Here is a 13,490-nt window from a genome sequence, read left to right as displayed (position 1 = left end):
GAAGCAGCATGTCGCACACCTTCATCGAGCTCTATACCGCCACCCCCGCCTGGACCACGCTCCAGCCCGAGCAGCGGAATGCCTTCTTCGCCCGTATCGGTGCAGGCATGCAGCAGTTCGATCCGGTCCGCATCACACTGCTGGCGATGGGCCGCATTGCCAGGGGCGTACAGCACGGCAGCGATGAGCAGTTCTATGCGGTCTGGCGCTGTGCAAGCCGCGCGGACGCCGATGCGCTGGTGGCCGGCATTGCCGCCACCGGTTGGCATCAGTACTTCGCCACCGTCAACGCCGTCGGCGCAGACGATGGGATGGGGCAGCACCTTGCCGACCTGGCCGCCTTGTAGCAGCGTCTCCGTACGCGCATGGCACATGCGCCTGTCACCCGGACGCGGTAAACAGGACATTGCCCATGTCCATCCGCAGGGAAGTTGATCATGCAGAGCACGCTCCAGGTCACGCTGTTCGGCCCGCTTGGCGACAGCCCGGCATTGCAGTTGCCGGGGCGGGAAGGGCCGTCGGTGGCCATCCCGGAGGCGGCCCTGCGGCGGTTGGTCTCCGACCTCTACACCGCCCGTTCCCTGCTCAATCCCGAGCAGCTGGACGAGGCCAGGCAGGAGCTGGACCGCGTGCTGGAGCGCTGGGCCGACATCCACGAAGGCCTGTTGCTGGACGTGGAAGTGCATGGCAAATGAGCGGCTTTGCGTGGCTGCTGCCGCGTGGGCAGCGCCGGCGCGCGCCTCGCTGAACCGCACCCGCGGTTGCGGATGAAACATTTTGCACTGCGCAAAAGCTGTGCTATCAATACACCCCATGAACGCAGCCGCCACCCGCTTTTACTGGTATTACTTTCCGAAGCCACTGGCGGAGGAAGGACTGCGCTCATCCTGAAGAAAGCTTCAGACGCATTCCCGAAAGCCGCCAGCGAACCTGGCGGCTTTTTTCATGCCGCCACGCTGGGGACCCCAACGTTCCGGAGATCTCCTGCAATGCCCCCGCACACCGACGACCTGCGCATCCGCACCATCGAACCGCTGACACCGCCTGCCCAGCTGCTGGCGATGCTGCCCTGTGACGATGAAGCCTCCGACACCGTCAGCGCCTCGCGCGCGGCCCTGCACCAGATCCTGCACGGCCGTGACGACCGCCTGGCAGTGGTGGTGGGCCCGTGCTCGATCCACGACCCGAAGGCCGCCATCGAATACGCCCAGCGCCTGAAGCCGCTGCGCGACGCGCTGGCCGGCGAACTGGAAATCGTCATGCGTGTGTACTTCGAGAAGCCGCGCACCACGGTGGGCTGGAAGGGCCTGATCAACGACCCGGACCTGGACGGCAGCTTCAGGATCGACAAGGGCCTGCGCATCGCACGCGGCCTGCTGCGCGACATCAACAAGCTCGGCCTGCCGGCCGGTGTCGAATTCCTCGATGTGATCTCGCCGCAGTACATCGCCGACCTGGTGGCGTGGGGCGCGATCGGCGCGCGTACCACCGAAAGCCAGGTGCATCGTGAGCTGGCCTCGGGGCTGTCGTGCCCGGTCGGCTTCAAGAACGGCACCGATGGCAACGTCAAGATCGCCGCTGACGCGGTGGGTGCGGCGTCCAACCCGCATCACTTCCTGTCGGTCACCAAGCAGGGCGGCACCGCCATCGTGTCGACCACCGGCAATCCGGATTGCCATGTGATCCTGCGTGGCGGCAAGCAGCCGAACTACGACGCCGGCAGCGTCGCCGACGCCTGCCAGGTGCTGGCCAAGGCCAAGCTGCCGACGCGCCTGATGATCGACGCCAGCCACGCCAACAGCCTGAAAAACCCCGAGAACCAGCCGAAGGTGATCGAAGACATTGTTGTTCAGCTGGAAGACGGCGAACAGCGCATCGTTGGCGTGATGATCGAGAGCCATCTGGTCGGTGGCCGCCAGGAACTGGTGGAAGGCCAGCCGCTGGTTTACGGGCAGAGCATCACCGATGGCTGCATCGACTGGGACACCACCGTGACGGTGCTGGAGCGTCTGGCTGCGGCCGTGCGCGCCCGTCGCGACGTGAAGGTGTCCGAAGCAGCCTGATCGAAGCCGCCTGAGTGCGGCACGTGTGTGGATGGCGGCCAGCGCCTGCGGGGGTGCGGCCGCGATCAGGGCCGGTCGGAGTTGGAGGCCGGCCCATCTGCACCGGCGATGCGCCTGGCGCTGCGCATGAGCGACAGCGCCAGGTACATCGCCGGGGTGGTGATACCGCTTCCTGTAGCGTCGAGCCATGCCCGACCTGCGCGCGAAGCGCGTTGGTTTCCTGCAAAGAGCAGTCGAGCATGGCTCGACTTTACGAAGAGGCTCAATGCACTTCGTCGTGGTACACGAACTTCGGCATTTCCCAGCGGTAGTGGATCGCCAGCAGGCGCAACGCGAAGCCGCCGCCGAGGCAGCACAGGATCGCGGTGGCATCGGCCACGCCCCAGTGCAGCAGCAACAGATAGGCCGCGCCGGTCAGCAGCGCGATGATCGCGTACAGCTCCTTCTGGAAGATGAGTGGCACCTCGTTGCAGAGGATGTCGCGCAGCACCCCGCCGAACGCGCCGGTCAGCATGCCGGCGATCAGCACGATCGGCATTGCATGGCCGGCTTCGCGCGCGATCGAGCAGCCGATCAGGGTGAAGGCGATCAGGCCCAGCCCGTCGAGCACCAGGAAGGTGCGGCGGAAGTGGTGCATCCAGCGCGCCACCCAGGTGGCGATCAGCGCCGCGCACACGGTGAAGCCCAGGTACTCGGGGTGCTTCACCCAGCCCAGCGGGTAGTGGCCGAGCAGGATGTCGCGCAGTGAACCACCCCCGAGGGCGGTGACGCAGGCGATCATGACCACGCCGAACAGGTCCATGCGGCGGCGGCCGGCGGACAGTGCGCCGGTCATGGCTTCGGCGGAAATGGCGATCAGGTAGATGATGGACAGCAGCATGGGACAGGCTCCGGGCGCGGTGGGGCCGGCCATGCGCGACCACCGCCACTGCCTGCGCAATGACGGGATGACGATGACCGGTGCCGCTCCCGCTGTCCTTTTGCCTGAGAGTTCAGCGGCATGGGCCGCGTGCCCCTTCGGCGGATCGCCCCGGGCATGCCCGGTGACCTCTCTCCAGCTCGGCGAGTCGAATGCATGGTTGGTGGGATTCCAGCCCACCGGCCTGAGCGATCATGGGAGCCTGCGCCTTCGGCGGGCGCCAGCGCGGCGCCTCTCTCCTGCATTCGGGTGCCAGTATATCCGCTGCAGTGCAGCACGGCATAATCCAGGCATGGCCTCGTCCGTCCGCCCGTGGTTCCTGTACCTGCTCGAATGCCGCGATGGCAGCTATTACGCCGGCATCAGCACCGATGTGGAGGCGCGTTTCGCCGCCCACCAGGCCGGCAAGGGCGCGCGCTACACCCGGGCCCGGCCGCCGCTGCGCGTGCTGGCCGTGCGCGAATACCCGGACCGGGCCGCCGCCTCGCGGGCCGAGTGGCAACTCAAGCAGCAGCCCCGCGAACGCAAGCTGGCCTGGCTGCAGGCAACGGATCCTGCGCTTCTGTAGAGCCGAGCCCACGCTCGGCTGTTGTTCCGTCTGCCCGATGCGGGAGCCGAGCACGGGCTCGGCTCTACAGTAGATCCACGCCCTGCGTGGATGGGCTACCCGGTCCATGCGATGATCGCCCCGCGCCCAGAGCTGGAGACCCGGATGTCCACGATCGCCCTGCTATTCGCTCTCTCCGCAGCAACGAGCCCTGCCGCCGACCCCGCCACGATCGCGGCCATCGAAGCCACCTGCCACGACCACGTCGATGGCCAGCTGGAGGCCGATCCGCAGCGCGTCGCCCGTTCGCTGCACCCGGACCTGGCCAAGCGCGCGGTCCTCGGCGATACACCCGACGAGCGCCTGGGCCTGCGCCGGATGTCGAAGGAAGAGCTGGTCTCGTTGACGAAACAGGGCGCGCTGAAGACCCCGAAGGATCAATGGGATCGCCGCTGCACGGTGCTGGACGTGACCGGCAACGCGGCCTCGGTGCGGCTGGAAACCCCGTGGTTCGTCGACTACTTCCACATGGGGCGTTTCGACCAGCGCTGGGTCATCGTCAACGCACTGTGGTACCCGAAACCGAAGGCGCACTGAGCGATGCGTGCCGCCGGCAACGCATGGATCTCCGTCGTCGTGCTGGTCGCCGGCATCGCGCTGCTGCCTGGCCTGCTGTATCTGCTCGGGCTGGCATTGGTGGACGGTCGGCCGAAGCCGGCCGACCGCGCGCCCAGTGGTGTGGCTGCGTGCAGCGGTGAGCCACGGGCGGGATACCAGCCGATGAACCCCTGGCGCTTCACCGCCCAGTTCTTCGACAAGGACGGGATGAAGAACAAGGTGCCTGAAGTGGAGCGGGAGGCCTTCTGGATTGCCCGGCGCCACCTGTGGCGGCAACCTCGGCGCGGCATGCTGCGCTGGCATCTCAGCAGCACCGCGTTGGCGATCTGGATCACCCGGCATTGGAGTACCGCGCAGATTGCGGACACCGCGAGGAAGGAGGACTTCTGCCGGAAGTAGATCCACGCCATGCGTGGATGGCGCTCCATGTTTGTTGACGGGGTCAGAGCCCTTTCCCGCGGAAAGGGATCCGACCCCTGTTGCGTGCGGCCTTACCGCCTCGGCCGCCGGTCGTCCTGATCATCACCGAAGATGATGCGCGCGCTGCGCTGGTAGCTCCAGTACGCGACCGCCCAGTTCAGCAGCACCACGATGCGGTTGCGGAAGCCGATCAGGAAGAACACGTGCGCGGCCAGCCAGAACCACCAGGCCAGCACGCCGGAGAGCTGCAGCCGGCCCAGGTGCACGATCGCGGCCATGCGGCCAATGGTGGCGAGGTTGCCGTAGTCGGCGTACTTGAACGGCCCCGGTGCCGCCTTGCCATGCAGGCGCGCGCGGACCACCTCGGCCACGTACTTGCCCATCTGCTTGGCCGCGGGCGCCACGCCGGGAACCGGCTTGCCGTCGGCCTGGCTCAGTGCGGCCAGGTCGCCGGCCACGAACAGCTCCGGGTGATCGGGCAGGGTCAGGTCCGGCTGCACCTGCACGCGGCCGGCGCGGTCCAGCGGCACGTCCAGCGTGCGCGCCAGTGGTGAAGCGGCCACGCCGGCGGCCCAGACCACGGTGCGGGCCGGCACGAACTGCTCACCGAGCTTGAAGCCCTGGCTGTCGATGTCGCTCACCGGGGTACCGGTCAGCACTTCCACGCCCAGCTTTTCCAGCTGGCGGCGCGCCTTCAGCGAAAGCACTTCCGGGAACGAGGACAGCACGCGCGGCCCAGCCTCGACCAAGCGCACCTTGGCGCTGGCCGGATCGATGTGGCGGAATTCGTTGCGCAGCGTGTGGCGCGCGATCTCGGCCAGCGTGCCGGCCAGTTCGACGCCGGTGGGACCACCACCGACGATGGCGAAACTCAGCCACGCCGCCTTCCTGGTCGGGTCCGGTTCGGCCTCGGCACGCTCGAACGCCAGCAGCAGCTTGCGGCGCAGCGCAATGGCATCGTCCAGCGTTTTCAGGCCGGGGGCATCTTCGGCCCACTGGTCGTTGCCGAAGTAGGCGTGGGTAGCGCCGGTGGCCAGCAGCAGGCTGTCGTAGTCCAGCGTGCTGCCATCGGCCATGCCGATCTGCCGTGCCTGCTTGTCGATGGCCACCACTTCGCCGAGGCGGACTTCCACGTTGCGCTGGTGGCCGAGGATGTGGCGCAGCGGTGCGGCGATATCCGGCGCGGACAGGCCGGCGGTGGCCACCTGGTACAGCAGCGGCTGGAACAGGTGATGGTTGCGGCGGTCGACCAGGGTGATGCGTATGCGCTCGCGGGCCAGGGCACGGGTGGCCCAGAGACCGGCAAAACCGCCGCCGACAACGACCAGGTGGGGAACGCGCTCGCGACTCATCGACTCACTCCAGTGGGGGCATTGGGGGAAGCGCCTGGCATCTTCGCACGGCGGCCACCTGTCACGTCAGCGCCTGGGTGGATCGGCGATACTCGGGTTCAGGCAACCGCCCGCGAGGAATCCATGAGCGAACCGGAAAAGCGCATCGCCCTGTTGATCGATGCCGACAATGCGCCGGCCTCGAAGATCGACGAGGTCCTGGCCGAAGTCGCCCGCTATGGCGTGGCCAACGTGCGCCGTGCCTACGGCAACTGGAAGAGCCCGCGGTTGAAGGGCTGGGAAGCGGTGCTGCACGAATACGCGATCCGCCCGATCCAGCAGTTCGCCTACAGCAAGGGCAAGAATGCGTCGGACATGGCGATGGTGATCGATGCCATGGACCTGCTGTACGCGCGCAACCTTGATGGCTTCGCCATCGTGTCGAGCGATGCCGATTTCACCCCGATGGTGATGCGCCTGCTGACCGACGGCGTGAAGGTGTATGGCTTCGGCGAAAAGAAGACGCCGGAACCGTTCGTCAACGCGTGCTCGAAGTTCACCTACCTGGAAGCGCTGGGCCAGACCCACGCCAGCGTGCCGGATGCCGAGCAGGCATCGAGCGAACAGGCATCGAACGAGCCCGTCGCCAATGATGATGCACGCCCGCGCAAGAGCGGGGCGGAGATGCGCAGCGACACCCGGCTGGTGAAGATGCTGCGCCGCGCGGTGTCCTCGGCCGAGGGCGAGGATGGCTGGTCGCACCTGGGGCCGGTCGGCAGCCAGATCGGCAACCAGGCCTCGTTCGATCCGCGCAACTATGGCTACGGCAAACTCAGCGATCTGCTGGCGGCGATCGGCCTGTTCGAGCTGAAGAAGGACGGCAAGTCGTCCTACGTGCGCGCGCTGCCAAAAAAGAACCGGTAGTGCCGGCCGCCGGCCGGCAGCGCGCAGGCGCCCGATCCCGCATCCTGCACGCACATCTCCACTCCAATCAGGCGTATCGTTGCCGCTCGCATTGCCAGCAAGGAAAACCCGCATGTTGAAGATCTGGGGCCGCCGCAATTCCAGCAACGTCCGCAAGGTGCTGTGGTGTGCCGAGGAGATCGGCCTGCCGTACGAATCCATCGAAGTCGGCGGCAGCCATGGTGGCACGCAGACGCCGGAGTACCAGGCGATGAATCCCAACGGCCTGGTGCCGGTGATCGAGGACCACGGCCTGCCGCTGTGGGAATCGAACACCATCGTGCGTTACCTGAGCGCGCGCTATGCGCTGGGCACGCTGTACGCCGAGGACCCGATGGAGCGCGCGCAGGCCGAAAAGTGGATGGACTGGAGCACCTCGCGGATGGCGCCGCTGTACAGCGACCTGGTCTGGGGCATCATGCGCACCGCGCCGGCCGACCGTGACGAAGCGCGCATCAGCGCGGCCATCGTCCGTGCCGGTGACTACCTGGCGATGGCCGATGCCACCCTGGCCACGCAGCCATGGCTGTCGGGCGGGACGTTCGCGATGGGCGACATTCCGCTCGGCTCGCTGGTGTACGCCTGGTATGAACTGCCGATCCAGCGCCCGGACCTGCCGCACCTGGCCGAGTGGTATGCGCGCCTGCGTGAGCGACCGGCCTACCAGCGCGGCGTGATGTCGCCGCTGACGTAAGCGAAGGCGTCCGGGGTCAGAGCCCTTTTCTGCGAAAAGGGATCCGACCCCAGGGCATCGGGGTCGGATCCCACCCGACGGGTGGGCTCTGACCCCTCAATAAAGATCCGTTGGATCCACATCCAGCGACCAGCGCACCTTGCGTGCTTCCGGCAGCGCGTACAGCTGCGGAACCAGTTGCGAAAGCACGCCATGCAGCGGCGGCCGCTGCACCGCAGACAGCAGCAGCTGCGTGCGCTGGTAACCGGCCCGCCGCGGCATCGGCGCCGGCATCGGCCCGTAGGCCTCGACCACGTTCTGTTCGCCCAGCAGGTGCCGGGCTGCCAGCAGGAATGCATTGGCATGCTCCACCTGCTGCGCTTCGGCGCGCATCAGCGCCAGATGCGCGAAGGGCGGGAATCCGGCCGCCTGGCGCTGGTTCAACTCGGCTTGCGCGAACGGATGGTAGCCACCGCTCACCAGGGTTTCCAGCAGCGGGTGCCCGGGGTGATGGGTCTGCAGCCAGACCTCGCCCGGGTCGCGCGCACGTCCCGCGCGACCGGCCACCTGGATCAGCTGCTGCGCCAGTTTTTCGCTGGCGCGGAAGTCGGCCGAGAACAGGCCCTCATCGATACCCACCACCACCACCAGGGTCAGCTTGGGCAGGTCGTGGCCCTTGGCCAGGATCTGCGTGCCGACCAGGATGCCGGGCTGGTCGCCCAGTTTCGCCAGCTGCTGTTCCAGCGCGTCGCGCCGTGAGGTGGTGCCGCGGTCGATGCGCACCACCGGGAAGTCGGCGAAGGCCGCAGTGAGATGTTCTTCCAGGCGTTCGGTACCGATGCCCTGCGGTTGCAGCGCCAGGCTGCCGCAGGCCGGACATGCCAGCGGCGCCGGTTGCCGCGCGCCGCAGTGGTGGCACTGCAGGCGACGACCGCCACCATGCACGGTCATCGGCGCATCGCAGCGCTGGCATGGCGCGGTCCAGCCGCAGTCGTGGCACAGCAGCACCGGTGCGTAGCCGCGGCGGTTCTTGAACACCAGCACCTGCTGGCCACGCTGCAGATGCTCCCCGATGCCGGCCAGCACATCGGCCGAGAGGCCGTCATGCAGCGGGCGCTTGCGTACATCGAGGATGCGCACGCGCGGTGGCCGCGCATCGCCGGCGCGCTGTTTCAGGCGCAGGTGGGTGTAACGCCCGGCGTAGGCGTTGTGCAGGGTTTCCAGCGAGGGCGTGGCACTGCCCAGCAACACCGGAACGCCCAGCGACTTGGCCCGGACCAGGGCGAAATCGCGCGCGTGGTAACGGATGCCGTCCTGCTGCTTGTAGCTGCCGTCGTGTTCCTCGTCGACGATCAGCAGGCCGGCCTGGGGCAGCGGCGTGAACACCGCTGAGCGGGTGCCGACGATGACGCGCGCTTCGCCGCGTGAGGCCGCTGCCCAGACGCGCGCGCGCTCGTTGTCGTTCAACCCCGAGTGCAGCGCATGCACGGCGATGCCGAGGCGGCCACGGAAGCGTGCCAGGGTCTGCGGGGTCAGGCCGATTTCCGGCACCAGCACCAGCGCCTGCCTGCCCTGCGCCAGGCAATGGATGATCGCCTGCAGGTAGACCTCGGTCTTGCCGCTGCCGGTCACGCCATCCAGCAGGAACGGCTGGAAGCCGTCGGCGGCAGTGATCGCGGCCACCGCCTCGGCCTGGTCCGGGTTGAGCGTGGGACCGGGCAGTGGCTGCGCGTGTTGGGGGGCCACGCTCAACGCAACCCGCTCGGCCAGCCCGCGCTTGGCCAGGCTGCGCGCGGCGGTGCGCCAGTCCTGCATGCGTTCGCCCAGCACGTCCTCATCCACGATGGCTTCGGCCAGCAGCTCGGCCAGTTGCCGTGGACGGCTGCCAGCGCGCAGCTTTTCACGCTGGGCGTGGCCTTCGGTGGTCAGCTGCCAACCCCAGTGGTGTGTGTCGGGCAGGACCTCGCCATGGCGCAGCGGGCCGGGCAGGGCGGTGCTCAGCACCTCGCCCAGTGGCGCATGGGTGTAGCGCGCCAGCCATTGCAGGCTCTGCCACAGCTCCCCCTGCAGCAGCGGCTGCGGGTCGCACCAGGCCAAGGCCTGGCGCAGTCCCTGGCCGTCGTCGGTCTGGCCGTGCCCCACCACCACACCGACCAGCTCCCGGTTGCCGAACGGCACCTTCAGGCGGCAGCCGACCGCGACCGCCGGTGCATCGCCCTCCGGCGACAGGTAGTCGAACAGGCGGGGCAGGGGGACAGGCAGGGCGACCTGCAGGGTCGGAATCGGTGAAAGCATCGGGCCAGTGTAACGGGCCATGCGCGCGCGAACGGCAGCAGCGGGAGCGGCGGGGCGGCGCCCGTTGAATCATAAATGTCACCTAAATATCGGTGTCCATTGGAGATTCAGTCTTATCCACATGTTCTGTGGATAACGTTGTGCGTTAACGGCCATCGGAAACGTAGAAGGCCGATGGCGACGGCCTCACGCTTGGGTTGGTCAAAAAATCGCCACACAACAAAAGACAATAAAATCAATATCTTAAGTGTGAAACAATGCTGAAACAGAGTGAATTCAGCCCGAAACCACAGTTTTCGCCGGAGGGGGCGTGGTGCTGTGCACAACCTGCAGCACGAAGTGCCTGTGGGCGCAAGTCCTACGGGTGTCGATGGCCTGCCGCTATCATGCCGGCAGACCTTTGGAGTGACCGATGACGGCTGTGCCCGCCCCTGTTTCCTCGACCGCGGCCGGCGCGCTGTCGGCGTTCCTGCGTGGCGTCGAGCGCCGTGCCCTGGTGGTCGCTGAACTGCAGTGCGGCGATGCCGCGCGTGCCGAGCAGACCCTGGTGGCGGTGATGCGCGCCTTTGCCGCAGTGGCCAGCGACCTGCCGATGGCGCAGTGGCCGACCCGCTTCTGGACCCTTCTGGGCCAGCGCCAGGCGCTGCGCGAGCCGGTGGGCGGGCAGTGGCTGCCGCCGTTGGCCGTGCTGGGCGCGATGCCGCCGCTGCCGCGCCTTGCGCTGCTGCTGCGGGTGGGGGGCAGCCTGGACGAGGGCATCGCCATGCGCGTGCTCGACCAGGACGAGGCCGGCTACCAGCACCTGCTGGCCGACGCCTGCCCGCGTGATGCCCACGGCCAGCCGGATGCCTCGGCCTGGCGCCAGTTGGCCGAACAGGTGCAGGCGCGTATCCGTGAGTTGCCGGCCGCGCGCCTGCAGCAGCTGCAGCAACCCGCCGCCGCGACCGCCCACAATGAAGCCCCGACCCCGAGCTGGCGCGCACCGCAGCGCGATGAGCGGGCGGCCGCCAATGGCAAGCGCCGTCGCACGAACGCCAAGCCACGTTGGCGCGGTCCGCTGATCCTGCTGGCGACCGTGGCGATACTGTTGGCCGCAGCGCTGGGCTGGCGCCACTGGCAGGGGCATTCCTTCGGCAGTGATGCACCGCTGCCGGAGGGGGTGGTGGGCGAAGCCGGTCCGGTGACGGTGGAAGCCCTGCCACCCAGCAAGGTCAACGCCACGCCGGATGCGACCACGGCCCAGGCCACGGACGACGCAGCGATGCTGGCCGATCGTGACTACCCGCTGGTTGCCGATGCCGACCTGTACGCGTGGACTGCCGCGGGCGGCCCGCTGCCGGTGGATGAATCGCAATCCAGGCCGAGCCGGCCGGAGCCGGCCAGTGCCACGCTGGAAACCGCTGCTGCCGATGAATAAGTCCGTGTTCGCCAGCCTGCTGCTGGCCCTGCCGTTGTCGCTGTCTGCCGCGCCGCAATCGTTGAACGTGCCGTTGCCGCCACCGACGTCGCCGGCCACGCCGGTGGCTTCGCCAGCACCGTCGACGGCAGCACCCTCTGGCTTCGCCCAGCTCGATGCGCAGCAGCAGCGCCAGCGCCGCGCCGACTACGCCGCCTGGCGCGCGCTGCCGGAAGGAGAGCGCGAGCGCATCCGCCAGGCGGCTGCGCGATTCAATGCGCTGCCTGCGGACCAGCAGCAGCGCCTGCGCCAACAGTTCCGCGACCAGGACCAGGCGTTCCGCGACGGGTGGCGGCTGGGCCCGCAACTGGGCCTGGAATTCCCCAAGCTGCATGGCTTGTTCGGCTTCGTGCCGCCGGAACAGCGCGAGACCGCGCTGGCCGTACTGCGCCAGCTCAGCCCGGCGCAGCTGGCCCAGCTGACTCTGGTCGCGCAGCGCACGCCACCGCAGGAACGCGACGCAGTGCGCAGCGCTTTCCTCGCCGTGCCCGCCGCCGAGCGCGACAGCTGGCTCAAGCGCCAGGCCGGCCAGTAAAAAAGGGGACGGAGGGGATTAAGTCGCATCCGGCACTAGCGGGCCTGAAACGACTTAATCCCCTCCGTCCCCTTTTTGTGTGGGGCGGCTGAAACCCAGCATTCACGCCATGTCATGGGAATGCACGCGCCGCCCGCGTAAGATGGGCGCCCGCAACCCGGTGCCTGTGCCCTTCGCGCGCAACCGCAGTTCGCGTCAAGCACCTTATGTCTACTGCAACCTCCACGCCGCGCTTCAGCAAGGAAGTCGGCGCCACCGGTCTGCTCGCCCTGCCGCTTGTGCTGGGCCATGTGTCCACCGGTCTGATCTCCTTCGTCGACAACGTGATTGCCGGCCACCACGCCACGGCCACACTGGCCGCCGTCACCATCGGTACGGCGCTGCTGTGGCTGCCGATGCTGATTCCGATCGGTACCCTGATCTCGCTCACCGCCTCGGTGTCGCAGCTGCATGGCGCCGGCCGCGAGCGCGAGATCGGCCCGCTGTTCCGCCAGGCACTGTGGCTGGCCTTGGGGCTGGGCCTGATCATGTTCACCTTCCTCACCGTGGTGCCGCCGCTGCTGCCGTCGTTCGGCATCGCGCCGGACATCGTGCCGGGGGCGACCGCGTTCCTGCATGCGGTGCGCTGGGGCGGACCTGCGCTGACCCTGTACTTCTGCATGCGCTATCTCAGTGAAGGCATGCACTGGACGCTGCCGACGATGCTGCTCGGCTTCGGTGGCCTGCTGGTGCTGGCACCGATGGGCTATGTGCTGGCCAACGGCAAGCTCGGCTTCCCGGAAATGGGCGCCGAAGGCCTGGGCATCGCCTCGGCGGTGATGATGTGGCTGCAGGCAATCGCCTTCGCCACCTACCTGTGGTTCACCAGGCGCTTCGCCCATCTGCAGCTGTTCTCGCATTTCGAAGGGCCGCGCTGGAAGGCGATCTGGGACTTGCTGCGCACCGGCCTGCCGATCGGCATCACCGTGCTGATGGAGGGCGGCCTGTTCATCGTCACCGCGCTGCTGATCGGCCGCCTTGGTGCCAACGAAGCCGCTGCGCACCAGATCGCGATCAACGTCGCGCAGCTGTGCTTCATGATTCCGATGGGCGTGGCCGAGGCCACCACCGTGCGCGTCGGCCATGCGGTCGGCCGTGGTGACGGCTTCGGCGTGCGGCGTGCGGCCTGGGCCGGTTACGCGATCATCATGGGCACGCAGACGTTGTCGGCGGCGGTGCTGCTGTTCGGCCACGATGCCATCGTCGGTGTGTACACCAACGACCTGGCGGTGGCCGGCCTGGCCTCGACCCTGCTGCTGTACGCGGCCACCTTCCAGTTCCCGGACGGCATCCAGGTGCTGTCGGCCGGCGCGCTGCGCGGCCTGAAGGACACCCGCGTGCCGATGTTCATCGCCATGTTCGCGTACTGGGGCCTGGGCATGCCGCTCGGCGCCGGGCTCGGCCTGGGGCTGGGCATGGGCCCGCAGGGCATGTGGATCGGCCTGATCGTCGGCTTGACCGCCGCTGCCATCCTGATGGGCTGGCGCCTGCGCCGCAGCAGCCAGCGCATCGGGCAATCCGCGCTGTCCTGATCTTCCCGCCCGCCACGTTCACCCGTGACGGGCGATCCCCTGACTTGTGTCCGATGCTGCATCACGCGGCACCGGCTATGCTGGTACCACGGCAAGAAG

General features: G+C 68.0%; 14 protein-coding genes and 2 riboswitches. Of the genes, 11 read left to right on the top strand and 3 right to left on the bottom strand.

What is annotated here, in order from left to right; all coding sequences use genetic code 11:
* The first annotated feature begins 8 nt into the window (after positions 1–8).
* The 3 genes from AC5P56_RS01930 (at position 9) to AC5P56_RS01920 (ending at position 2,063) form a co-directional block, all read left to right on the top strand.
* Complete coding sequence (locus tag AC5P56_RS01930; RefSeq protein ID WP_134809356.1) at positions 9–347, top strand: DUF6616 family protein; 339 nt, start codon at positions 9–11, stop codon at positions 345–347.
* A 90-nt stretch (positions 348–437) separates the two neighbouring features.
* A complete protein-coding gene (locus AC5P56_RS01925) occupies positions 438–695 on the top strand; it encodes a hypothetical protein (RefSeq protein WP_014038658.1) in 258 nt (85 codons plus the stop codon).
* A 294-nt stretch (positions 696–989) separates the two neighbouring features.
* Positions 990–2,063: a 3-deoxy-7-phosphoheptulonate synthase gene (locus tag AC5P56_RS01920; protein WP_134809357.1), complete on the top strand. Its 1,074-nt coding sequence runs from the start codon at positions 990–992 to the stop codon at positions 2,061–2,063.
* Positions 2,064–2,325: 262 nt separating this feature from the next.
* Here the strand turns inward: AC5P56_RS01920 and AC5P56_RS01915 are convergent, their stop codons facing one another.
* Positions 2,326–2,943 (bottom strand): trimeric intracellular cation channel family protein, encoded by a 618-nt coding sequence (locus AC5P56_RS01915; RefSeq protein WP_005411215.1) that lies wholly within the window; start codon positions 2,941–2,943, stop codon positions 2,326–2,328.
* A gap of 82 nt (positions 2,944–3,025) precedes the next feature.
* Positions 3,026–3,131: riboswitch (glycine riboswitch) on the bottom strand.
* 13 nt (positions 3,132–3,144) lie between these two features.
* Positions 3,145–3,234: riboswitch (glycine riboswitch) on the bottom strand.
* A gap of 40 nt (positions 3,235–3,274) precedes the next feature.
* Here AC5P56_RS01915 and AC5P56_RS01910 point away from each other — a divergent pair.
* From AC5P56_RS01910 to AC5P56_RS01900, 3 genes are all read left to right on the top strand, one after another.
* Positions 3,275–3,550 carry a GIY-YIG nuclease family protein gene (locus tag AC5P56_RS01910; RefSeq protein WP_111206764.1) on the top strand — a complete coding sequence of 92 codons (276 nt, stop codon included), beginning with the start codon at positions 3,275–3,277 and terminating at the stop codon, positions 3,548–3,550.
* Positions 3,551–3,694: 144 nt separating this feature from the next.
* Positions 3,695–4,126 (top strand): nuclear transport factor 2 family protein, encoded by a 432-nt coding sequence (locus AC5P56_RS01905; protein WP_134809355.1) that lies wholly within the window; start codon positions 3,695–3,697, stop codon positions 4,124–4,126.
* Between the two features lie 3 nt (positions 4,127–4,129).
* Positions 4,130–4,546, top strand: coding sequence for a hypothetical protein (locus AC5P56_RS01900; RefSeq protein WP_049408667.1), 417 nt, complete (start codon positions 4,130–4,132; stop codon positions 4,544–4,546).
* 92 nt (positions 4,547–4,638) lie between these two features.
* On the opposite strand, the gene AC5P56_RS01895 is transcribed toward AC5P56_RS01900, so the two are convergent.
* A complete protein-coding gene (locus AC5P56_RS01895) occupies positions 4,639–5,919 on the bottom strand; it encodes an NAD(P)/FAD-dependent oxidoreductase (protein WP_142235122.1) in 1,281 nt (426 codons plus the stop codon).
* A 123-nt stretch (positions 5,920–6,042) separates the two neighbouring features.
* Between AC5P56_RS01895 and AC5P56_RS01890 the strand changes: the two genes are divergently transcribed.
* Together AC5P56_RS01890 and AC5P56_RS01885 are read left to right on the top strand one after the other, a co-directional pair.
* Positions 6,043–6,822 carry an NYN domain-containing protein gene (locus AC5P56_RS01890; protein ID WP_014648580.1) on the top strand — a complete coding sequence of 260 codons (780 nt, stop codon included), beginning with the start codon at positions 6,043–6,045 and terminating at the stop codon, positions 6,820–6,822.
* A gap of 112 nt (positions 6,823–6,934) precedes the next feature.
* Positions 6,935–7,555, top strand: a complete 621-nt coding sequence (locus AC5P56_RS01885) for a glutathione S-transferase family protein (RefSeq protein ID WP_014648579.1) — start codon at positions 6,935–6,937, stop codon at positions 7,553–7,555.
* 96 nt (positions 7,556–7,651) lie between these two features.
* Here the strand turns inward: AC5P56_RS01885 and AC5P56_RS01880 are convergent, their stop codons facing one another.
* Positions 7,652–9,829: a primosomal protein N' gene (locus tag AC5P56_RS01880; RefSeq protein ID WP_197604966.1), complete on the bottom strand. Its 2,178-nt coding sequence runs from the start codon at positions 9,827–9,829 to the stop codon at positions 7,652–7,654.
* A 412-nt stretch (positions 9,830–10,241) separates the two neighbouring features.
* Here AC5P56_RS01880 and AC5P56_RS01875 point away from each other — a divergent pair, with 412 nt between their 5' ends.
* The 3 genes from AC5P56_RS01875 (at position 10,242) to AC5P56_RS01865 (ending at position 13,391) form a co-directional block, all read left to right on the top strand.
* Positions 10,242–11,246 carry a hypothetical protein gene (locus tag AC5P56_RS01875; RefSeq protein ID WP_014648577.1) on the top strand — a complete coding sequence of 335 codons (1,005 nt, stop codon included), beginning with the start codon at positions 10,242–10,244 and terminating at the stop codon, positions 11,244–11,246.
* Positions 11,239–11,820, top strand: coding sequence for a DUF3106 domain-containing protein (locus AC5P56_RS01870; RefSeq protein ID WP_032958258.1), 582 nt, complete (start codon positions 11,239–11,241; stop codon positions 11,818–11,820). The genes AC5P56_RS01875 and AC5P56_RS01870 overlap by 8 nt, the downstream gene beginning before the upstream one ends.
* Positions 11,821–12,026: 206 nt before the next feature.
* Positions 12,027–13,391 (top strand): MATE family efflux transporter, encoded by a 1,365-nt coding sequence (locus AC5P56_RS01865; RefSeq protein WP_046432753.1) that lies wholly within the window; start codon positions 12,027–12,029, stop codon positions 13,389–13,391.
* The last annotated feature ends 99 nt before the right edge of the window (positions 13,392–13,490 follow it).

The organism is Stenotrophomonas sp. YJH_SMC_131 (genome assembly GCF_059367975.1).
The sequence above is the reverse complement of the archived record's forward strand: the minus strand, read 5'-3'. Positions and strand labels throughout refer to the sequence as shown.